We start from the raw sequence: 20824 nt of genomic DNA, 5'->3' as shown, positions 1-20824 counted from the left end.
CGCCTCTGCGAGGGCGCTTGTGGTGGAAGGGATTACTGCTGCCTGGCCGCGCGCACGCGCGCGGCGTACTCCTGGATGCGTTGCTTGAGCCCTGGCCGGGCGGCCGAGCGGGCCAGCAGCGCAAGGTCAGGATCGTCGGCCTGCGCCGTCCGCATCGCCTGGTCCAGCAGGGCCTGGGTGCCGGCGTCCGGGGCGTGCGCGGCAGGCACATCCCGGTTCCGCGCCGCATCGATGCGTGCCTGGGCAAGGCCGGCCGCCAAGGCCTCGTCGGCGTCGATCCAGCGACCGGAGCGTATCCAGTCCTGGGCCGTGTCGCCGCCCACCAGCGCAGCCAGGCGGCGCGTGCCGAGCACCAGGCCGAAGCCGGCGGCGCCCGGGAAGGCGAACGAAACGTCGTCGCGTATGAGCCGGCGCCGGCAGGCGGCGAAGAGGTCGGCACCGGCGCCGGCGACTCGGCCGTGGGCGACGGCGACCGTTTCGAAGGGAGCCCGGTGCACGGCCTGCAGCAGCAGTTCGATGCGGATGAAACGTGCAAGCAGGGAGTCGTCGGTTTCCCGGTCCAGGGCCGACAGGTCCACGCCGGTGCAGAAGTGACGGCCCGCGCCCTCGATCACGAGGCAGCGCACATCGTCCCGGACGCAGGCGTTTACGGCCTCGGACAGCGCGGCGACGAGGGCGGCCGACAGGGCGTTGCCGCAGGCCGGCCGGTCGAGCACGAGGCGGCGCACGCCCGAGCCGGCATCGGTCTCGATCTGGAGCAAGGCTTCAAGCATTGGCGTATCCGGAGACGAAGGACTTGGCGGCGCCGGTCTCGGCGTCGTAGACATAGCGGGACTGCTTGCCGATGTCCGTACCGTAGACGTGGATGCTGATCGAGACCCGATCGTCGTAGGCATTGCGCACGAGGTGGATGTCGCCGATGGACGGGGACACGCAAGTGGTTTGCCCGGGCTCAATGCGCTCTTCGATGGCAGCGGGGACCAGGCGTCCGTTTTCGCGGGCATAGGCGCGCGAGTATTCGGCGCCGCGCAGCATGCCGATCACGCCCCAGGTGCAATGGTCGTGTATGGGCGTGCGCTGTCCCGGGCCCCAGACGAAGCTGACCACCGAATAGCGGCCGGCGGGATCCCGGTGCAGCAGGTATTGCTGATAATGGACCGGGTGCGGACGCGAGCAGTCCCCGGGCAGCCAGTCGTCATGAGCCACGAGCTCGCGTAGCAACGCCGCGCAGGCCTCGACGGCATGAGGCTCGTCCGGCGCGGTGCCGAGGGCGGCGTCCATGCCGCGGACGAAGGCGGCCAGCCGGCCGGGTAGGGGGATCGTGGCGGTCATGCCTGGGGCTCCCGGTTCAAGGCGTTGCGGATTTCGTCGTCGTGTTCGCCCAGCGCGGGCGGGGTACGCCGTATCGGCGGCGATCGTCCGTCCAGGCGGACCGGCGAAGCGAAGGTGCGCGTTTCGCGTCCGCCGGGCAGGCGCAGTCCCCGTACCCAGTCCATGTGCTCGACCTGGGGGTCGGCCAGCGCCGACGCGTAGTCGTTGATGCGGGCATGGGGCACGCCGGCCTGCCGGAAGACATCGATCCAATAGTCCACGCCGTGCAGCGCGAAGCGGGTCTCCAGGATGTCCTTCAGCGCCTCCTGGTTGCGCGCCCGGTCCAGGATGCTGCCGAAGCGCGGGTCGTGCGCCAGCTCGGGAAGTTCGACGGCGCGCACGACCGCGCGCCACAGGTTGTCGTTGCCGGCGGCGATCGCGAAATGGCCGTCCGCGGCGCGATAGGCCTGGTAGGGGGCGTTGCGGGGGTGGGCCGAGCCCAGCTTGCGCGGGTTCACGCCCGTGCCGAAGTATTCGCTGGTCTGCAGCGCGCCGATGGCGAGCGTGCAGCCGAACATGGGAATGTCGAGGTGCGCGCCACGGCCGGTCCGTACCGCTTTCAGCAGCGATGAAGCCACGGTGAAGGCCGCGTACAGGCCCGACGAGAAATCGGAGATCGGGACGCCGCATTTGACCGGCGCGTCCGAATCGCCGGTCACGCTCATCACGCCGGCGGCTGCCTGCATGGTCAGGTCGAAGCCGCCTTCCTGGGCGCGCGGGCCGCTCTGCCCGTAGGCGGAGATCGAGCAATAGACCAGGGCGGGATTGCGCGCCGACAGCGCCGCGTAGCCCAGTCCCAGGCGGTCCATGACGCCGGGGCGGTTGTTCTCGATGAGGACGTCGGCCTTGTCCACCAGCGCGCGCGCGGTGGCGGCGTCCGCGGGGTTCTTCAGGTCCAGCACCACCGAGCGCTTGTTGCGGTTCAGCGAGGCGAAGTTCTCGCTGTATCCCTCGCTGAGCGGCGGCCAGGCGCGCATGGCGTCGCCCCCGGGCGCCTCCACCTTGACGACCTCGGCACCCAGGTCGGCCAGCAGCATGCCGCAGAACGGGCCGGCCGCGATCGAGCAGAACTCGATGACGGTGATGCCGGCCAACGGCAGTTCGCGGGGTTCGATGTCGCTCATGAGGGCTATGTCTCCTTGTCGAATTGGAGAGAGCTTATGAGCGTTCTCAAAAGAGGTACAACTGTTCTAGAATATGGAACGATCTAGCGAGGCATCACCATGAACAACACCTTGCTCAAGGGGCTGGCCGTCATCGAGTTGCTGGCGCGCAGCCAGGGCGCCATGGGCGTCACGGACATCGCCCGGGCGCTGGGCCTGCCCAAGAGCAACGCGCACCGGCTGTTGCAGGCGCTGGCCGGGCAGCGCTACGTGATCCGCCACGACGGCGGTTCGTACAGCATTTCGATCAAGCTCTGGGAGCTGGGCTCGGCCGCCTTGTCGGGGTTCGACCTGCGCCGCCACGCGGAAGGCGTCATGGATGCCCTCATGGACGCCACGGGCGAGTCCGTGCACCTGTCGGTCCTCGACCAGAAGGAGGTCGTCTACGTCCATAAGGTCGAAAGCCTGAATCCGGTCCGGGCCTATTCGCAGATAGGCGGACGCGCGGCCGCCCATTGCGTGGCCACCGGCAAGGCGATGATCGCCTTTCGCACTGCGCAGTGGCTGCAGGCCATGTCGCAGGAGCTGGTGGCATATACCCCTCACACCATCGTCGATCCGGCCGCCTTCGCGGCCGAGATGGCGCAGATCCGCAAGCGGGGCTACGCCGTCAATCGCTGCGAGTGGCGCGAGGCGGTCAGCGGCGTGGCGGCGCCGATACGAGACGGCATGGGCCACGTCATCGCGGCCATCGGCGTCTCCGGACCTGATGCGAGATTCAAGCCGCGCCGCTTGCGCGAGTTCTCCGAGCGCGTGCTCCTGGCCGCCCGGGAATTGTCCGAGGGCCTGTCCGGCGGGCCGGACCATGGTTTGTCCCACGTGGCCAGCGCCTGGCGGCCCTGACGCTCCCGCCAGCGGCTTTCAGCACGCGCTGCCGGCCCAATGGCCGCTGACCAGGCCGTCCGGCCGTTGCCGGGCCTGGACGCGGGCGCTGTCCGCCCAGGCGTCGCGCCGGACCTGCAGGCCGGCATAGATGCCGTAGCCCGCTCCGCAGCCGATCTCGCCGCCCGCCTCGACCCCTTCGCCGGCCCGGATCGAGCCCTGGGCCAGGATGTCGCCCAGGGCCTTGATGCCCCATGCCGATTCGATGTGATTGCCGGCCGTGACGTTGCCGCCGGCCAGGATGCCCTGGACGGCCACCAGGTCGTGCCCGGCGCCGATGTCGGCGCCTGCCTTGATGCCGCGGCCGCTGCGCAGCGCGTGGCCGGCCTGGATGCTGCCGTCGGCCTGGAGCATCAGCCCGGCCACGATGTCGCCGCCGGCCTGGATGTCCCACTTGGCGCGGCAATGCCCGCCCGCGTCGAGCTGGGTGGCTGCCTCGATGCCCCAGCCGGCCGAGATGTCGCCGCCGGCGCGGATATGGCCGCCGCTGGCCAGGTTGCCCGCGGCTTCGATGTCGCTGCCGGCCACGATGGCGGTGCCGGCGCGTATGCCGCCGCCCGTGCACAGATGGCGGCCGGCGCGCACCAGCGTGTCGACATTGATGCCGCTGCGGACTTCGAGCGTGCCCGCGAACACGATGGCGTGGGCGTCGACCGTGTCCAGTCGCAAGACGGTGTCCACCGGTCCGAACTGGTCCAGCAGCCAGCAGGCGTCATCGACCCGGCCATCGGCCACCAGGGCATCGAGGATGGCTTGATAGTCTCCGTGTCCGTTGTGGTCTCGGATGAACCAGCGGTAGCCGCCGGTGCAGGGGTTCTTGGCTTTGACGAATTGCTTGGTGAGTTCCATGGTGCCTGGCGCTGGCGATGAGCAAGGGCGCCCGCGTGGAGCAAGGCTGCACGCGGGCGAAAACAGTCGTTCCGGGCGGCCGGAGGCGGACGCCGGAACGGATGCGGGCCTGGATGCTCGTTAGCCGGGCTTGGACCGGGCGTAGGCCGAACGGGCCGCTGCTTCCTGGGCGTCCAGGAAACGCTTCCGCAGGGCATGGGGGAAACTGTAGGGCGCGAAATCGCCGTGCACCGCCGGGCCTGGCGCAAGACGCCACAGGCGGGGCCCCGTCAGGGCGGGCCACCGCTGGCAGGACACGGCGGGGCAAGCAGGCATGGTTGTTTCCGGGCAGTTGCAACCCTGTGGGCGGATTGCGGCGCGCCCCGGGAAGACAGGGCGCGGCAGCCGCATGCTACCAGTTGGTCGCGAATCGTCAAGTCGGCGGCGGTTGGCCGTTGGACGGGGCGGCCGGGATGCCAGCGTTCCAGAGCAATTCGGAGGTCAAGGCGGCTGCGTTGGCGGCACCGCACAGGCGCATCGTCCGTATGAGCTCGTCGTGCAGGATGTCCAGCACGCGCGCCGCGCCCGCCTGGCCGGCCACACAGGCGCCGAACAGCAACGGGCGTCCGACCAGGACTCCGGCAGCGCCCAGGCATCGCGCCTTGGCCACGTCGGCGCCGCGGCGCACGCCGCCATCCAGGAATACCTGCGCCTTGTCACCGACCGCCCTCAGGACTGCGGCCAGCGCGGCCAGGGCGGGGACGCCGGTCTCGAGTTGCCTTCCGCCATGGTTGGAGACCACCAGGCCGTCGCATCCCGCCCTTAGTGCCCGCAGCGCGTCGTCTGGGCGCAGCACGCCCTTCACCAGCAGGGGGCCGGGCCAGCGCCGGCGGATCTCGGCCAGGCCGCTCCAATCGAACGCGGGATCGAATTCGGCGCCTACCGACGGTGCAAGCGTGGAGCCGCGCGCGCCGGCCGGGTCGAGGCCAGCGAGATTGGCCATGGCGGGTACGCCATGGCGCAGCATGCCCAGAGCCCATCGCGGCCGGGCCGCGAACGCGGCGACATTGCGAGCGGTAAACCGGAAAGGCATGGCGCAGTCATTGCGCAGGTCCCGTTCCCGCTTGCCGCCTACCGGCACGTCCACGGTCACGACCAGGGCTTCGAAGCCGGCGGCAAGCGCGCGTGCGAGCAGGCGCCACATATGGTCCCGCTGGCGAAGCGGGTAGAGCTGGAACCACTTGGCGCCGGCCGATGCCTCGCCGATGGCTTCGATCGTGGTCGTGGCGGTGGTCGACAAGATGTAGGGGATGCCCGCCTGGGCCGCCGCGCGCGCGATGGCCCGGTCGCCGTCCAGGCAACCGTACCCGACCGCTCCCATGGGCGCCACGGCCACCGGCATGGCGACGGCACGCCCCAGCAGAAGCGTGGACGCGTCGGGCGAGGCGCCGCCGGCCAGCACGCGGGGAGACCATCCCACCTGCCGAAAGGCATTGCGGTTGAGCGCCAGGGTGTGTTCGTCGTCCGCCCCGCCGGCGTAGAAATCGAAGATCGGCCCGGGTAGGCGCCGCTTGGCCAGCGCTTCGAAATCATCGAGGACAAAGGTGCGGTCCAGGCGGGCCATGATCGTGCGTCAGGGTTGCTTGGGAACACGGGCCAATTCGACCAGCATGCCCGCGGCCTGGCGGTCCTGGGCGAGGAAGCGGACGAATTGCTCGGGCGTGTCAAGAGCGCTTTCCACGTAGCGGGTTTGCATGACCTCGACCATTTTCGGATCCTGGAACACGGCGGTGAATGCGCGATGAATGCGCGCCACGATGCCGGACGGCGTACCGGCGGGGGCGGCGATGCCCCACCACGGCCGGCTGGGGAAACCGCCCAGGCCGCTTTCGGCCATGGTCGGCACATCTGGCAATTGTGGCGACCGTTGGCCGCCCGCCACGGCGATGGCGCGCAATTGGCCGCTCTGGATCAGGCCGATGAAGTTGCCCAGGCCCATCTGCGCAAGCTGGATCTCGCCGGCCGTGACGGCGTTGGCGATGGGGCCGCCGCCTTTGTACGGGACGCCCACCATGCGCGTTCCCCATTCCCGGTTGAGCCAGGCGACGAGCAATTCCTGCAGCGAACCGGAGCCCAGGGTGCCGAAATTGACGGCATCCGGGTGCGCCTTCGCATAGGCGCGCAATTCAGCCACCGAGCGCACGGGAAGCGCTGCCGGCACCACCAGCCCTTCGGTGACGTAGAACAGGCGGTTGATCGGCGTGAAGTCCCGGGCTGGGTCGTAGGGCAGCTTCTCGAACATGAACGGGTTGAATGACATGGTGGCGTGATACACCGCGCAAAGGGTGTAGCCGTCGGCGGGGGCCTTCGCGCAGGCCTCGGCGCCGACGATGCCGCTGGCGCCCGGGCGGTTCTCGACGACGATCGGCTGTCCCAATTGCTGGGCGAGCGCCGGCGTGGCGGCCCGGAGCACGACGTCGGTGACGCTGCCCGGAGCGATCGGTACGATCAGCTTGACAGGACGCGTGGGGTAGTCGTCCTGGGCCTGGACGGCAGGCGACAGGACGCAAGCGGTCAGCGCGAGGACGAACCCCGCGCGGCGGATGGTGGAATGCATGGTGGTCTCCTCGATGGCGGCGCCTGGCCGCTCGGTTTTCAGTGCAGCGACGTCTGGCCGGCAGCCGACAAGCCCAATGCCTTGATCACGTCTCCGAACTGTTTGTCGTCTTCCTGCATGTACTGCGCGAACTCGTCGCCCAGGCGCCAGCGGGTCGTGAAGAAACTGGCTCGGGCTTCGGCCTGGAAATCGGGGTCATCGGCCACGGCGCCCAGCGCCTCCACGTATTCGCGGGTGATCGTACCGGGGAGGCCGCGCGGAGCGACGATGCCCCGCCAGTGCGCGACCGACCACGGCACGCCCGCCGCCTCTTGCACCGTGGGAACGTCGGGAAACGAGCGGTGGCGCTGGTCTTCCATGGTCGCCAGCGCACGGGCGCTGCCGGCCTGGAGCGGCCCGCGGGCGTCGGTCATGGTGATGGGCGCGACATGCGCGCGCCCCGCCAGCGCGTGCTCCAGCCCCTGTTCGCCGCTATGCGTCTCTATCCATTGGAGGTGCTCCAGCGGAATGCCGTTGACGTGCATCAAACCGGCCAAGGAGAATTTCCAGACGCTGAAATTGGGCCCGCCCGAGCCGATGATCGGATGGCGGCGGCAATGTTCGAGGAAAGCGCGCAGATCATGAAACGGCGAGCCGGCCGGCACGATGACGGCCGAGGACTCGACGAACGGCACCGCCAGCGGCGTGTAGTCGGAGGGAGTCAGCGAGGTGAGGCCGGGGTGCCAGTGCATCATGCCGATTTCGCCGGTGATCAGGCCCAGCACCGTGCCGTCCGCGCTGGCATCGGCGATGGCCTGGTGGCCGGAGACGGCGCCGGGTCGATTCACCACATCGATGGTGCGCCCGAGTTTTCGTCCCAGGTGCCTGGCGATGAGCCGGGCGCGCTGATCGCTGCCTCCGTCTTTCACGTACGGGACCAGCAATCGGATAGGTGCATTGGAGTGGGGCATGGGCTTGTCGTGTCTCGTTGAGTCCGGTCAGCTTATCGGTGGGACGGCGCGGGGGCCAATGGCATGTTTTCATGCCTCATTCCCTGGGGTTATAGGCCGCCGGAAGACTCCCGCGCCGCCACGTGCCTGCGCATGCAATCGCCGAACAGATCGATCAGCGGCAGGGCAACCGGGTGCCTGCGCCGTGCCAGGCCGCCGCGGAAGCGCCAGATGCCTTGTGCTGTCGGCAGGACGTCGATGCCGAGCTTGCGCGCGTGCGGCAGCACCTGGTGCGATTGCGTCGCCACGAACTGGCCGGTCGCGACAAGCGAAAGCAGTATCTCGAGCGAATCGGCCTCGGCGGCGAAGCCTGGCGTGTCCAGCCCGCGCAGCGCGAAGTATCGCTTCATGCGTTCCAGCACGGCATAGTCATTGTGCGGGCCGACGAATCGGCATCGACTGAGTTCTACGTCGGAGACCTCGTCCGCCTGGTGCAGGGGATGGCTGCGATGCGCGAGGAAAACATGGCTGCTGTCGATCAGGTATTCCTTCTCGATGTCGTCGTGGTCGGGAAAATCCAGCGCGGCGCAGATGATGTCGAGTTCGCCGCGCAGCAATTGCGGCAGCAAGGTGCTCAGCACGCCGGGCACCACGCGTACGCGCAGGCTGGGATGGGTTTGCGCCAGTTCCGCCACGACGTCTGGCAGTAGATGGACGGACCAGAGCGGGCCGGCGCCGACATTCAGCATGCCCACGCCGCCGTCCTTCATCGAAAGGATTTCGTCATGGGCACGCTGCGATTCCAGCTGGATGAGGCGGGCGCGGTGCGCCAGCGTCGCTCCGTACGCGGTTGGCACCATGCCGGCGGCGGTGCGCTTGAACAAAGGTACGCCCAGTTGTTCCTCGAGCTTGCGCAGGCTCTTGGACAGCGCCGGCTGGGTGATGCACAACTCGTCGGCGGCCGCCGTGAGCGTGCGATGCGTCACTACGGCCAGGAAGCAGGTAAGCAGCTTGGAGTTGAGCACGGGCAGGGCCTTCCAGCGGGGAAGTCATCCCGGCACTCTACGAGCGGATGAGACGGCCCGGCCAGCCGGTTTGCTGGATAGTCGGTATCCATGGGCTGGATGATGCGCTGGTCTTTCCAGGATTGCGCCGCCGCGGCCGCCCGGATGCCAAGAGGCCGGGACATGCTTCAGCCGTCCTCGCCCGGATCGAAGTCCATGCGCCGCATCGCGTCCGCCAGCGAGATCCGCGACCGCTCGTAGTCGGCCCAGGGCGTGTTGCCGGTGGCCAGCCGGTCGCCCAGCGTGTGCAGCGTCCAGTGGGCGGAGCTCGACAGGCCGTCCAGTTCCTCCCAGGCCACGGGCACCGACACGGCCAGCCCCGGCCGCGCGCGTACCGACCAGGCCGCCACCGTGGTGGCGCCGAAGCCGTTGCGCAGGTAGTCGATGAAGATCTTGCCCACCCGGTTCCGGGGCCCGCTCTTGGCCACGAAATGGCTGGGCAGGGTCTGCGCCAGGTGCTGGACGATGGCGCGCGAGAAGGCCTTGACGGTATCCCAGTCGTATTGCGGCCGCAGCGGCACGATGACGTGCATGCCCTTGCCGCCGCTGGTCTTCAGGAAGGCGGGCAGGCCCAGTTCGCGCAGGAAGGCGTGCACGAGCTGGGTGCCTTCGCGGATGCGCGGCCAGCCCACGCCTTCGCCGGGGTCCAGGTCGAAGGTCATGCGGTCGGGCGTGCCGATCGCGTCGTCCGTGCCGTTCCAGGTGTGCAGTTCGATGGTGTTCATCTGCGCCGCGGACAAAAGGCCCTGCAGGTCGTCGATCTTCATCAGCGGTGGATGGCCCGGGTCGATCTCCTGGGGCAGCCTGACCACGCCGGGCAGCGCCGCGCGGTCGGCGTGCTTCTGGAAGAAGAGTTCGCCGCCCACGCCGTCCGGCGCCCGCACCAGGGCCACGGGCCGGTTCTTCAGGTGCGGCAGCAGCAGCGGGGCCATGGCCGCGTAGCACTGGACCAGTTGCAGCTTGGTGATGCCGCTCTGCTTGTCGATCACCCGTCCCGGGTGCGTCACGCGGAAGGAGGCGGGCAGGCCGTTGCTTTGCATGGTCTCGGATTCCTTGGGCGGCGCGGCCGCCTGTTCGCGGGTGACGGCGCTGGCGGGCTTGTCGGCGCGCAAGCCGCGGAAGACGCCCTGGCGGATGTGGCCGCCGCCGGTCCATTCGGCGAACGAGACCTCGGCCAGAAGCTCCGGCCGGACCCAGTGGGCCCGGCCCAGGCCCTTCGTGTTGGTTTCGAACGGGGAGCGCGGCGCGGCCAGCTCGTCCAGGCGCTTCTTCAGGGATAGCAAGGTACGCTGGTCGAATCCCGAGCCGACGTTGCCCGCGTAGCGCAGCCGTCCCTCTTCGTCGTGCACGCCCAGCAGCAGCGAACCCAGTCCCGAGCGCGTCCCCTGGGGGTCGGTATAGCCGCCGATGACGAATTCCTGGCGGTTCTGGCACTTGAGCTTGATCCAGTCGGCGGAGCGGCCCGAGCGATAGCCGCCGTCCTTGCGCTTGCCGATGACCCCCTCGAAGCCCAGGCGGCAGGCCGAGGCGACCAGGTCGCGCGGCGCGGCCTCGAACGCGTCGCTGAAGCGCAGGCGCGCCGGATCGGCGTCCTCCAGCAGGCTGCGCAGCGTCGTGCGCCGCTCGGCAAGCGGCAGGCGGCGCAGGTCGCGGCCGGCGTAGAAGGGGAGGTCGAACAGGTAGTAGACGGCGCCGCGCGCGGAGCCGGTCTCGAACGCATTCTGCAGCGACTGGAAGTCGGGGATGCCGTGTTCGTCGGGCACGATGATCTCGCCGTCCAGCCAGGCATCGGCCAACTTCATTGCTTCGATCGCGGCGCGCAGTTCTTCCAGCTTGTGCGTCCAGTCCTTGCCGGTGCGGGTGTAGAGGCGAACCTGGCCGGCTTCGATGCGGGCCAGGATCCGGTAGCCGTCGAACTTCAGTTCGTATTGCCAATGTTCGGGATCCGGCGGCGGCGCGTTCACCAGCGTCGCCAGTTGCGGTTCGAGCGTGGCGGGCAGCTTCGCGTAGGCCGGCGCGGGAGCGGAGGCTTCCTCGGCATCGGCCTCGGGACCGGTGACCGCGTAGTCGTCTTTTTCCTTGATCAACAGCCAGGCTGGCTGCTTCTCGGTCTTGCGCATCCGCACCAGCGCCCACTGGCCGTGCAGCTTGGCGCCGCGCAGCTCGAACTTGAGCTTGCCCGCGCGGTAGCCCTTGCGCGGATCCTCCAGCGGAATCCAGGTCCCGGCGTCCCAGATGGCGACGTCGCCGGCGCCATAGTGGCCCTCGGGAATGCGGCCCTCGAAGCTGCCGTAGGACAGCGGATGGTCCTCGACCTGGACCGCCATGCGCTTGACGCCCGGATCCAGGCTCGGGCCCTTGGGCACGGCCCAGCTCTTGAGCGTGCCGTCCAGCTCCAGCCGGAAGTCGTAGTGCAGGCGCCGCGCCGCATGGCGCTGGACGACGAAGGACAGGGCGTGCGTGCCGGGCTTGCCGCCCGCGGCGGGTTCGGGCGTGTGGGCGAAATCGCGCTTGGCGCGATAGGTGCGGAGGGCGTCGTTCCTGGCCATGCGAGGCTCCGGTGGCCGCGGTCAGGCGCTGCGCCGGGTCTTGCCGCCTCGGGCATGCCCCTTGCCGCTGGAGCCACCGCTGCCCTTGTGTTTTTCCAGGCTGCGCTTGAGCAGTTCCGTCAGGTCCACGATGTCGGCCGTGGGCCGGGCTTCCTCCAGGGATTCGATGGGATGGACGGCCTGGGTTTCCTCCGCTTCGATCTTGGTCTGCACCAGTTGCAGGATCTTCTCCTTGAACTCGTCGTGGAACTGCTGCGGATCCCATTCGCCCGCCATGTCCTCGATCAGCTGGACGGCCATCTTCATCTCGCGCGCCGAGATGCCCTCGGCATGGCTGCCTTCCTCGGGCAGGCCCAGGTTCTCCCACGAGCGGATCTCGTCGCCCCAGCGCAGCAGGTTCAGGACCAGGCCGGGCCCGGCGGGAATCAGCGCCGCCAGGTGCTGCTTGGTCTGGATCACCACGCGTGCCACGCCTATCCGCCCGGTCTTGAACAGGGCCTCGCGCAGCAGGGCGTAGACCTTGGCGCCCTTGCCCAGGGGGGCCAGGTAGTAAGGCCGTTCGAGATAGATGAAGGGGATGGAGTCGGCCGCCACGAAGGTCTCGATCTCTATCGTCTGCGTGGATTCAGGATAGGCGGCGCGGATCTCGTCGTCGGACAGCACGACGTAGCGGCCATCCTCGTAGGCGATGCCCTTGACGATGTTCTCGCGCGTGATTTCGCGGCCAGTGCGCTTGTTGATGCGCTTGTAGCCCACCGGGTCCATGCTGCGCTTGTCCAGCCAGTCGAAATCCAGTTCGCTTTCCTGGGTGGCGGTGTACAGCGCAACCGGAATGTGGACCAGACCGAAGCTGATGGCGCCTTTCCAGAGTGTGCGTGCCGTGGTGGCCATGGCCGTTCCCCCTTGTGTAGCGGAATCGTCACGTCCAGCATATCCGAGGCTGGGGCCGGAGGCGGTGAAAATCCTGGCGAACTGGTAGCAGAGTGTTATCGCGGGCCAGGGCACGCGGGAGGGGCGGCCGCTTGCTGGACGTATACTTTCGTCTTTTGCCCGACCGTAATGAACGTCCGCGAATACTACGAGCAAGCCCTGGCCGAGCGCGGGTTCACCCCGGATGCGGCCCAGCGTGCAGCCATCGAGCGCCTGCAGCGCTACTACGATGACTGGGTCGAGTTCAAGTCGCTGCGTTCCAATGCCCTGAAGCGCCTGTTGAACCGCCCGGGCGTGCCGCGCGGCGTCTACATGTGGGGCGGCGTGGGCCGGGGCAAGAGCTTCCTGATGGACGCCTTTTACGCCACGGTGCCGGTGCAGCGAAAGACGCGGCTGCATTTCCACGAGTTCATGCGTGGCGTGCACCGGGAGCTGGACGAGGTCAAGGGCATGGCCGACCCGCTGGACGAGGTGGCGCGCCGCATCTCGCGTCGCTACCGGCTGATCTGCTTCGACGAGTTCCACGTCTCGGACGTGGCCGATGCCATGATCCTGTACCGGCTGCTGCTGGCGCTGTTCGCCAACGGGACCTCGTTCGTGATGACGTCCAACTACGAGCCCTCGACCCTGTATCCGGAAGGCCTGCACCGCGACCGCATCCTGCCGGCCATCGCGCTGATCCAGGAAAAGATGGACGTGATGAACGTCGATTCCGGTGTCGACTACCGCCGGCGGGCGCTCGAGCAGGTCGAGATCTACCATAGCCCGCTGGGTCCGGAAGCCGACCAGGCGCTGGAGAAGGCCTTCGCCGCGCTGGCCGACACGCCGCCCATCGAACCGCCGGTGCTGTCGGTCGAGAACCGGCAGATCAAGGCCCGCAAGCTGAGCGGGACGGTGGTGTGGTTCGACTTCGCAACCTTGTGCGGCGGGCCCCGGTCGCAGAACGATTATCTGGAGCTGGCCAGCCGTTTCCACGCGGTGATCCTGTCGGACGTGCCCAGCATGGGGCCCAGGCAGGCCTCGGAAGCAAGGCGCTTCACCTGGCTGGTGGACGTGTTCTACGACCACAAGGTCAAGCTGATCATGTCGGCGGCCTGCGAACCCGAGGAGCTTTATACCGAGGGCGCGCTGGCCAACGAGTTCCACCGGACGGTGTCGCGGATACTGGAGATGCAGTCCCGGGAATACCTGGATGCCGAGCGGCGGGAGACGGTGGTCTTGTAGTTCTCGAGGTGGCCGTATCCCGGCCCCGCCGGAGTGGACGTGGCCCCCTTTCGGGGGCCGGGTAGTCAGCGCTTCAGCTTCGCGAACGCCGCCGCCATCGCGCTTTCCCCCGGAGGCGGGGCGCTCATGCCGCGATCGCGCCCGCGGCCGCCGCCCGGGCGTCCGGCACCGGCGCTGCCGCCGTCGCCGCGGCGCGCGGGGACCGAGTCGTCGTTCAGGCGCATGGTCAGCGCGATGCGCTGGCGCTGCAGGTCGACTTCCTGCACCTTGACCTTCACCGTCTGGCCCACGCGCACCACGTCGCGCGGGTCCTTGACGAATTTCTCGGACAGCGCCGAGATGTGGACCAGGCCGTCCTGGTGGACGCCGATGTCGACGAAGGCGCCGAAGTTGGCGACGTTGGTGACCACGCCTTCCAGGATCATGCCCTGGCGCAGGTCGTTCAGCGTCTCGACGCCGTCCTGGAAGGTGGCGGTCTTGAACTCGGGGCGGGGATCGCGGCCGGGCTTCTCGAGTTCGCTGAAGATGTCCTGGACGGTGGGCAGGCCGAAGCGTTCATCGGTGAACTGGGCGGGCGAGACGCCCTTGAGCGCGGCGCGGTTGCCGATGACCTGGCGGATGTCGGTCTGGAGCTTGGCCAGGATGCGTTCGACCACGGGATAGGCTTCCGGGTGGACGGACGAGCAGTCCAGCGGATTGTCGCCGTTGGCCACGCGCAGGAAGCCGGCGGCCTGTTCGAAGGCTTTGTCGCCGAAGCGCGGCACGTCCATGAGCTTGGCGCGCGAGGGAAAGGCGCCGTTCTGGTCGCGCCAGGAAACGATGTTCTTGGCCAGTGCGGCGTTCAGGCCCGAGACGCGGGTCAGCAGCGGCACCGAGGCGGTGTTCACGTCCACGCCCACGGCGTTCACGCAGTCTTCCACCACGCTGTCGAGCATGCGCGCCAGTTCGCGCTGGTTGACGTCGTGCTGGTACTGGCCGACGCCGATGGATTTGGGGTCGATCTTGACCAGTTCGGCCAGCGGATCCTGCAGGCGGCGGGCGATGGAGACGGCGCCGCGCAGGCTGACGTCGAGCTCGGGGAACTCGGCGGCGGCCAGTTCCGAGGCCGAATAGACGGAAGCCCCGGCCTCGGAGACGACGATGCGGGTCAGGTTCAGGTCCGGGTAGCGCTTCATCAGGTCGGCGGCCAGCTTCTCGGTCTCGCGCGAGGCGGTGCCGTTGCCGATGGCGATGAGCTCGATCTGGTGGCGGCGGGCGATGCGGGCCAGGGCCTCGATCGAGCCGTCCCAGTCGCGGCGGGGTTCGTGCGGGTAGACCGTCGCGGTTTCCAGCAGCTTGCCGGTGCGGTCGATGGCCGCGACCTTGACGCCGGTGCGGATGCCGGGGTCCAGGCCGAGCACGGCTTTCGGGCCGGCGGGCGCCGCCAGCAGCAGGTCTTTCAGGTTCAGGGCGAAGACGCGAATGGCCTCGGTTTCCGCTTCTTCGCGCAGGCGGGCCAGGTTCTCGGTCTCGAACGAGGGCAGCAGCTTCACGCGCCAGGTCCAGCGGCAAACCTCGCCCAGCCATTTCTGGCGCGGGCTGACGTCCAGCCCGAAGACGCCGTCCAGGCCGACCAGCTTGGCGACGCGCGCCACGCAGGGGTGGGGAAGCTGTTCTTCCAGTTCGGGCTCCAGGCCCAGGCGCAGTTCCAGCACGCCCTGCTGGCGGCCGCGCAGCATGGCCAGCACGCGGTGCGAGGGCAGGGTACGCAGCGGCTCGCTGAAATCGAACCAGTCGCGGAAATTGGCGCCTTCGGCTTCCTTGCCCTCGGCCACCTTGGAATAGACCAGGCCGGTATTCCACAGGTAGCCGCGCAGGTTCTCCAGCACCTCGGCGTTTTCGGAGAAGCGCTCGGTCAGGATGTCGCGGGCGCCGTCCAGGGCGGCCTTGACGTCGGCCACGCCGGCCTCGGCGTTGACGTAGTCCGCGGCGGCGGTTTGCGGATCGATGGCCGGATCGGCGAGAATGGCGTCGGCCAGGGGCTCGAGGCCGGCTTCACGGGCGATCTGGGCACGGGTCCGGCGCTTGGGCTTGTACGGTGCGTAAAGGTCTTCCAGGCGCTGCTTGGTGTCGGCGGTGGTCAGCGCGTCCTTGAGCTCGGGCGTCAGCTTGCCCTGCTGCTCGATCGAGGCCAGGATGGCCGCGCGGCGGCTTTCCATGTCGCGCAGGTATTCCAGCCGTATTTCCAGGTTGCGCAGGACGGTGTCGTCCAGGCCGCCGGTCACTTCCTTCCGGTAGCGGGCGATGAACGGCACGGTCGCGCCGTCATCCAGGAGTTCCACCGCGGCCGAGACCTGTGCCGGGCGTGCGCCGAGTTCTTCGGCAAGCTGGGCGATAATGCGGGATTGGGCCTGGGTGTCGAGTGCCTCGCCCCGGTCGGTGACCATAGCCATCGAGTCCGTCCTACCTTGGAAAATGAAGCCGCGGATTTTGCCACAGTCTGAGAATATGTCCTTAATTGCTTTCTGCCCGGGCGTTACGCAATGTGTCGACCGCCTGCCCGCCACGGGCGGCTGGGCCGCCCGGCTGGCGCGCTGGCTGCTGCCCACGGTCGTGGCCGTGGCCGTCTGCGCGGCGCCCGCATGGGCGGCCGAGGGGGACGGGCAGCCCGCCCCCGCGCAGGCCTACGCCTCGAAGGAGGCGGCCCAGGCGGCCGCCGACGCCGCCAAGGCCGAGTCCGACCGCATCAAGCGGCAGTACGACATCGACGCGGCCGAGTGCATGCACAAGTTCTTCGCCAACAGCTGTGCCGAGAAGGCCAGGCTCGAGCGCAATGCGGGCGTGACGCGCGCCGACGGGGAACGGCGCGCAGCCGAGCTCTATATCCGGCGCGAAGAAGCCCGCGAGCGGCACGAGAAGCGCGACCGCGACAATGCCGAGCGCGACGCCAAGACCGCCGACCGCGCCGCCCGCAAGGCCGAGGAAGCGGCCAGCCGCCCGCCGCCCAAGGCCGAGCCGCCCCCCCCCGCCGCGCCCGTCGGCCCCCGCCGCCGCGCCGGCGCCTCGTCCGCCGCGCGACGTGGACGATCCTGCCGTTCGCGCCCGCAACCGGGCCGAATTCGAACGCAAGCAGGCCGAGGCGCGCGAGTACGCCGAGAAGCAGGCCCGCGATCGGCAGGAAGCCGAGGCCAAGCGTGCCCGGCGCCGGGCCGAGCGCGAGGAAGAGGCCGGGCGCCTGAAGGCGCAGCAGCAGGAAGAGGGCGCGCCGGCGCCTGCCGGGAAGCCGTGATGGACGACAGGATCCAGGCGCTGACCGCGCGCATCGTCGAGCTGCAGCTCGAGCACCGCGACCTCGACGCCGCGATCGAGAGGCTGGCCCTCGACGCCGCGGTGGACGAACTGCGCCTGAAGCGCATGAAGAAGCGCAAGCTCCAGCTCAAGGACCACATCGTGGCCCTGCAGATGCAGCTCATACCGGACATTCCTGCATGACCGCTTCGATCATGGACATCGGCGCCGACGTGGCCGCCGTGTTCGCGGCCGACGGCCCCCTGGCGCGCAAGCTCAAGGGCTACCGGCCGCGGATCCAGCAGATCGAGCTGGCCCAGGCCATCGCGCGGGCCATCGGCGATCGCGGCACGCTCGTGGCCGAGGCCGGCACCGGGACCGGCAAGACCTTCGCCTATCTCGTGCCGGTGCTGATGCACGGCGGCAAGGTGCTGGTCTCGACCGGCACCAAGACGCTGCAGGACCAGTTGTTCGCCCGCGACCTGCCGGCCGTGCGGGACGCGCTGGGGCTGCCCGTCGTCATCGCGCTGCTGAAGGGGCGGTCCAACTACCTGTGCCACTACCATCTCGAGCGCACCGTGGGCGACGGCCGCCTGGCTTCGCGGGCGGAGGTCGCCCAGCTGCGCAAGATCGAGGTGTTCGCCAAGCACACCCGCAGCGGCGACAAGGCCGAACTGGCCGAGGTGCCCGAGAACGCGGACATCTGGCACAAGGTGACGTCCACCCGCGACAATTGCCTGGGATCGGACTGTCCGGCCTTTCGCGAGTGCTTCGTCATGCAGGCCCGCAAGCGCGCCATCGAGGCCGACGTGGTGGTGGTGAACCATGCGTTGTTCCTGGCCGACCTCGCGCTCAAGGACGAAGGCATCACCGATCTGCTGCCGGCCGCCGATACGGTGGTGTTCGACGAGGCCCACCAGTTGCCGGCCGCCGCCACGCGCTTCCTGGGCGAATCGGTATCGTCGCACCAGCTGCTGGACTTCGCGCGCGACGCCACGGTCGCCGGCCTGTCCCATGCGCGCGAAAGCGCGGACTGGCCGGTGCTGGGACAGGCCGTCGAGCAAGCCACCCGCGAGCTGCGGCTGTCGTGCGCGGCGGTCGAGAAAATGCCGGGCCAGCGCAGCACCTTCGACACGCTGCCCAATCCCCAGGACTTCGGCAAGGCGGTGCAACAGGTGATCGATGCGGTCCACACCCTGGGCCGCATCCTGATGGCCGTGGGTGAGCGCCACCCCGATCTGGACATGGTGGCCAAGCGCGGTCCCGACCTGATCGCGCGGCTGGCGCGCTGGACCGAGGCCCACGGCGTGCCGCCGGCCCATGCCGGGCAGCCCGGCAAACCGGCCGAATCCGCCTGGCCGGAATCCGTTGCCGACCAACCAACCGAGCAGCCCCCGCAACGGGCAGACGACGGCTGGGTGCGCTGGGTGGAAACTGGCACCAGCCACATCCGCCTGCATACCGCGCCCTTGTCCGTCGCACAGGCGTTTTCGCAGTACCGGCCGGCGGGGCAGGCCTGGATCCTTACCTCGGCCACCTTGTCGGTGCGCGAGGATTTCTCGCATTTCACGCGCCAGCTCGGCCTGTACGAAGCCACGACCGGCCGTTGGGAGTCGCCGTTCGACTACGGGACCAATGGCCGACTGTTCGTGCCGCATGGCATTCCCGCGCCGCAGGATCCGCGCTTCACCGAAGGCTTCGTCGAGGCCTTGCTGCCCGTGCTGGCGGCCAGCCGCGGTTCGGCGCTGGTGCTGTGCACGACGCTGCGGGCGGTGGACAAGGTGGCCGAGCTGCTGCAGGAAGCCTTCCGCGAACGTGGCTGGGAATGGCCTCTGTTCAGGCAGGGCGACCGTTCCCGCCGGGAACTGCTGGAGCGCTTCCGGACCAGCGCGCACGCGGTCCTGGTGGGCAGCGCGAGTTTCTGGGAAGGCATAGACGTGCCGGGCGACGCGCTGACCCTGGTGGCCATCGACAAGCTGCCGTTCGCGCCGCCGGACGATCCGGTGCTGGATGCCCGCATCCGCGCCTGCCGCGAACGGGGCGGCAATCCCTTCTTCGAATACCAGTTGCCCGAGGCCGCCATCGCGCTCAAGCAAGGCGCGGGACGGCTGATCCGCACTGAAACCGACTGGGGCGTGCTGATGGTGGCCGACCGCCGGCTGGTCGAGAAGCCCTACGGCAAGCTGTTGTGGCGCGGCCTGCCGCCGTTCACGCGTACCCGCAACGTGGCGGACGTCGAGGCGTTCTACGCCGAGCGCGCCGAGACGCTGTCGCCAGCGGCCTGAGCGGTGCGCTGCCGGAACCCCGCACCGGCCAGGGCCAGCAGGCCCTAGCGAATCACCACCGACACGCTGGTCCGGGGCGGCACGGTGATGACCTCCTCGTAGACGTCCCGCACAGCCGGCCGCACGAACGGGAAGAATCCCCGCGGCTGCAGATACATCGGTACGCTCGTTGGCAGCCCGTAGTCCGCGTACAGCGCACCGTCCATTGGCACGAGGTCGTAGCCGGAGTCGCTTCTCGCCCCCAGGCCGAAGTTCGGCGGCGATGCCGCCGGCAACAGTGCGCTGGTCGTGCCGATGCGGCGCATCGTCGTCTGGATGCCCGGGCCGCCCACGTCGCGGATGACCTTGTCCAGGATGCGCCAGGAGTCCGGCGCGCCGGTCTCGTTCAGCAACCTTCGATAGAAGTCCATGCCGTAATGACGCAGCAGGTAGGCGCCTATGGTCGAGTTGATGTTGTAGCTGTCGCAGGCGCCCCAGTCCTGGATGGCGATCGACAGGATGTCGCAGTTGAAGTTCTGGTCGCGCAGCCAGTAGCGGACGAAGAAATCACGGTTTTCATGGTGGCGGTTCAGGCCGGGAAGGTAAAGGACATCCTCGGCCATCAGCGCGATCAGTTCGATGAACCAGGATTGATGGAAGTACTCCTGGCCTGGCTCCTTGGAGATGACCTGCAGGTAGCGTGTGGAAAGGTGAGTCAGCTCATGGGCGAAGGAGGCCAGTTCGTCCAGGACGGGGTTGTAGAAGTTGTCGTCTGACATGAAGAGGACCAGCGCTTCGTTGCTGAGATTGTCCTCGGGAGGGCCGGCTGGATCGTTCAGCCCGACGTCGTTCCAATGCACCATTCCGGCCGCCATCATGTCGCGGATGAAGGCGACGTGCAGGTCCGCGTCGGGAGGGATGGCCGGCAATTCGCCTTCCGGATACGGGCCCCAGGGCGGACCGACGAGTGCCACGGTCCTGTCGTAGACCGCGTCCTCTCTTTGGGCGACGTCGCGGATGAAGCCGTCGAGCATTGCATCCGTGACACTGCCGGCCGCCTGGGTCTCCGCGTCGATCCATACATGGATGCCGCGCCCGTCGCGGGCCACGGTCTGGCGGACCAGGGTCGACCGGCGGAACGCGTCTTCTTCCGTGCCCATCCCGTAGCCGGATACCCGCCAGGTGCGCACGTCCCCGAGCCGGGGCGCGTGGGCGGTGCGGCTCGGCCCCACGATTCTGTGCGCGGGCGAGGGTTTGCGGCTCTTCAGCCGCTGCATCGGATCGGCCTGCATCGGAGGCAGGTCGGGGTGCCGCGGGCGGCGCGGACTTGCGGCATCCGCCGCGTCCGCGCCGGCCGGGAACGCCAGCCTGGCGGCGGGCGCAGCGAGCGGATAGGGCGAACGCAGATACAGCTCCAGCGCGGGCAGGCGCTGCGGCGTATCCCCGTGGTTGGTGTAAATCAACTGCACATCCTTGCCGGCCACGCCAGCCAGCCGGATGGGCAGGGCGGTCCGTTCGTCGCCGGTATTGGTGTACTGCCAAACGCCGATACCCGAGCCCGCGTAGCGGTGGGCATCGATGGCGCCGCAGCGGGGGCCGCTGCAATCGACCTCGAACTGCGCGGTGGAAGGCGGCGGTTCCGTCGGGGCGATGGGTTCGGCGTCGCCCCCGCATCCCGACAGCAGCATCAGGGTGGCGGCGGCAAGCAGGGCAAGCGTGGGGGAGGCGGGTCTCAT

General features: G+C 68.9%; 17 protein-coding genes. 4 read left to right on the top strand and 13 right to left on the bottom strand.

The genetic code is table 11. The features are described 5' to 3' along the window. Window positions 1-32: 32 nt before the first annotated feature. The 3 genes from ABD104_RS22345 to ABD104_RS22335 are packed head-to-tail and all read right to left on the bottom strand — an operon-like array spanning window position 33 to window position 2495. Entirely contained in the window at window positions 33-773 is a 741-nt protein-coding gene (locus ABD104_RS22345) for an enoyl-CoA hydratase/isomerase family protein (protein ID WP_343928223.1), read from the bottom strand. Continuing rightward, window positions 766-1281 carry a cysteine dioxygenase family protein gene (locus ABD104_RS22340; RefSeq protein ID WP_338619158.1) on the bottom strand — a complete coding sequence of 172 codons (516 nt, stop codon included), beginning with the start codon at window positions 1279-1281 and terminating at the stop codon, window positions 766-768. The genes ABD104_RS22345 and ABD104_RS22340 overlap by 8 nt, the downstream gene beginning before the upstream one ends. 47 nt (window positions 1282-1328) lie before the next feature. After that, window positions 1329-2495: a CaiB/BaiF CoA transferase family protein gene (locus tag ABD104_RS22335; protein ID WP_087841108.1), complete on the bottom strand. Its 1167-nt coding sequence runs from the start codon at window positions 2493-2495 to the stop codon at window positions 1329-1331. Window positions 2496-2594: 99 nt separating this feature from the next. Between ABD104_RS22335 and ABD104_RS22330 the strand changes: the two genes are divergently transcribed. Further along, the gene (locus ABD104_RS22330; RefSeq protein WP_087841109.1) at window positions 2595-3377 is read left to right on the top strand and encodes an IclR family transcriptional regulator; all 783 of its coding nucleotides are present in this window, start codon (window positions 2595-2597) and stop codon (window positions 3375-3377) included. Between the two features lie 18 nt (window positions 3378-3395). Here the strand turns inward: ABD104_RS22330 and ABD104_RS22325 are convergent, their stop codons facing one another. The 8 genes from ABD104_RS22325 to ku form a co-directional block, all read right to left on the bottom strand. Further along, entirely contained in the window at window positions 3396-4265 is an 870-nt protein-coding gene (locus ABD104_RS22325; protein WP_343928222.1) for a hypothetical protein, read from the bottom strand. A 120-nt stretch (window positions 4266-4385) separates the two neighbouring features. Then, window positions 4386-4580, bottom strand: a complete 195-nt coding sequence (locus tag ABD104_RS22320) for a hypothetical protein (protein WP_132980278.1) — start codon at window positions 4578-4580, stop codon at window positions 4386-4388. Window positions 4581-4677: 97 nt separating this feature from the next. Further along, on the bottom strand, window positions 4678-5868 hold the full coding sequence (locus ABD104_RS22315; RefSeq protein WP_343928221.1) for an alpha-hydroxy acid oxidase: 1191 nt from the start codon (window positions 5866-5868) through the stop codon (window positions 4678-4680). Between the two features lie 9 nt (window positions 5869-5877). Continuing rightward, the gene (locus ABD104_RS22310; RefSeq protein ID WP_343928220.1) at window positions 5878-6861 is read right to left on the bottom strand and encodes a Bug family tripartite tricarboxylate transporter substrate binding protein; all 984 of its coding nucleotides are present in this window, start codon (window positions 6859-6861) and stop codon (window positions 5878-5880) included. Between the two features lie 38 nt (window positions 6862-6899). Beyond that, window positions 6900-7811, bottom strand: coding sequence for a tripartite tricarboxylate transporter substrate binding protein (locus ABD104_RS22305; protein ID WP_279815057.1), 912 nt, complete (start codon window positions 7809-7811; stop codon window positions 6900-6902). 89 nt (window positions 7812-7900) lie between these two features. After that, window positions 7901-8815, bottom strand: coding sequence for a LysR family transcriptional regulator (locus tag ABD104_RS22300; protein WP_087841114.1), 915 nt, complete (start codon window positions 8813-8815; stop codon window positions 7901-7903). A 167-nt stretch (window positions 8816-8982) separates the two neighbouring features. Continuing rightward, window positions 8983-11403, bottom strand: coding sequence for a DNA ligase D (ligD, locus tag ABD104_RS22295; protein WP_087841115.1), 2421 nt, complete (start codon window positions 11401-11403; stop codon window positions 8983-8985). A 21-nt stretch (window positions 11404-11424) separates the two neighbouring features. Further along, window positions 11425-12294 carry a non-homologous end joining protein Ku gene (gene ku / locus ABD104_RS22290; protein WP_087841116.1) on the bottom strand — a complete coding sequence of 290 codons (870 nt, stop codon included), beginning with the start codon at window positions 12292-12294 and terminating at the stop codon, window positions 11425-11427. 168 nt (window positions 12295-12462) lie between these two features. Here ku and zapE point away from each other — a divergent pair, with 168 nt between their 5' ends. After that, window positions 12463-13557, top strand: coding sequence for a cell division protein ZapE (gene zapE, locus ABD104_RS22285; RefSeq protein WP_132980272.1), 1095 nt, complete (start codon window positions 12463-12465; stop codon window positions 13555-13557). Between the two features lie 65 nt (window positions 13558-13622). Here zapE and ABD104_RS22280 read toward each other — a convergent pair whose 3' ends face one another. Then, window positions 13623-15989 (bottom strand): Tex family protein, encoded by a 2367-nt coding sequence (locus tag ABD104_RS22280; protein WP_087841122.1) that lies wholly within the window; start codon window positions 15987-15989, stop codon window positions 13623-13625. Between the two features lie 835 nt (window positions 15990-16824). Between ABD104_RS22280 and ABD104_RS22275 the strand changes: the two genes are divergently transcribed. Next, complete coding sequence (locus ABD104_RS22275) at window positions 16825-17028, top strand: YdcH family protein (protein ID WP_087841124.1); 204 nt, start codon at window positions 16825-16827, stop codon at window positions 17026-17028. Further along, the gene (gene yoaA, locus ABD104_RS22270) at window positions 17025-19109 is read left to right on the top strand and encodes a DNA repair helicase YoaA (RefSeq protein ID WP_425543354.1); all 2085 of its coding nucleotides are present in this window, start codon (window positions 17025-17027) and stop codon (window positions 19107-19109) included. Before ABD104_RS22275 ends, yoaA begins: the two co-directional genes overlap by 4 nt. Window positions 19110-19153: 44 nt before the next feature. On the opposite strand, the gene ABD104_RS22265 is transcribed toward yoaA, so the two are convergent. Then, the gene (locus ABD104_RS22265; RefSeq protein WP_087841125.1) at window positions 19154-20824 is read right to left on the bottom strand and encodes a M30 family zinc metallopeptidase; all 1671 of its coding nucleotides are present in this window, start codon (window positions 20822-20824) and stop codon (window positions 19154-19156) included.

It is taken from the genome of Pigmentiphaga daeguensis (assembly GCF_039523035.1).
Lineage (GTDB): Bacteria > Pseudomonadota > Gammaproteobacteria > Burkholderiales > Burkholderiaceae_B > Pigmentiphaga > Pigmentiphaga daeguensis.
Note: the sequence above shows the minus strand (reverse complement) of the source record. Positions and strands in the feature narration are given on the sequence as shown.

Coding starts and splice junctions, on each gene's coding strand:
- ABD104_RS22305 (WP_279815057.1), bottom strand. CDS start 7,811: ATGCCCCACTCCAATGCACCTATCCGATTGCTGGTCCCGTACGTGAAA.
- zapE (WP_132980272.1), top strand. CDS start 12,463: ATGAACGTCCGCGAATACTACGAGCAAGCCCTGGCCGAGCGCGGGTTC.
- ABD104_RS22275 (WP_087841124.1), top strand. CDS start 16,825: ATGGACGACAGGATCCAGGCGCTGACCGCGCGCATCGTCGAGCTGCAG.
- ABD104_RS22345 (WP_343928223.1), bottom strand. CDS start 773: ATGCTTGAAGCCTTGCTCCAGATCGAGACCGATGCCGGCTCGGGCGTG.
- ABD104_RS22310 (WP_343928220.1), bottom strand. CDS start 6,861: ATGCATTCCACCATCCGCCGCGCGGGGTTCGTCCTCGCGCTGACCGCT.
- ABD104_RS22325 (WP_343928222.1), bottom strand. CDS start 4,265: ATGGAACTCACCAAGCAATTCGTCAAAGCCAAGAACCCCTGCACCGGC.
- ABD104_RS22320 (WP_132980278.1), bottom strand. CDS start 4,580: ATGCCTGCTTGCCCCGCCGTGTCCTGCCAGCGGTGGCCCGCCCTGACG.
- ABD104_RS22330 (WP_087841109.1), top strand. CDS start 2,595: ATGAACAACACCTTGCTCAAGGGGCTGGCCGTCATCGAGTTGCTGGCG.
- ABD104_RS22280 (WP_087841122.1), bottom strand. CDS start 15,989: ATGGCTATGGTCACCGACCGGGGCGAGGCACTCGACACCCAGGCCCAA.
- ligD (WP_087841115.1), bottom strand. CDS start 11,403: ATGGCCAGGAACGACGCCCTCCGCACCTATCGCGCCAAGCGCGATTTC.
- ABD104_RS22265 (WP_087841125.1), bottom strand. CDS start 20,824: ATGAGACCCGCCTCCCCCACGCTTGCCCTGCTTGCCGCCGCCACCCTG.
- yoaA (WP_425543354.1), top strand. CDS start 17,025: ATGACCGCTTCGATCATGGACATCGGCGCCGACGTGGCCGCCGTGTTC.
- ABD104_RS22315 (WP_343928221.1), bottom strand. CDS start 5,868: ATGGCCCGCCTGGACCGCACCTTTGTCCTCGATGATTTCGAAGCGCTG.
- ku (WP_087841116.1), bottom strand. CDS start 12,294: ATGGCCACCACGGCACGCACACTCTGGAAAGGCGCCATCAGCTTCGGT.
- ABD104_RS22335 (WP_087841108.1), bottom strand. CDS start 2,495: ATGAGCGACATCGAACCCCGCGAACTGCCGTTGGCCGGCATCACCGTC.
- ABD104_RS22340 (WP_338619158.1), bottom strand. CDS start 1,281: ATGGACGCCGCCCTCGGCACCGCGCCGGACGAGCCTCATGCCGTCGAG.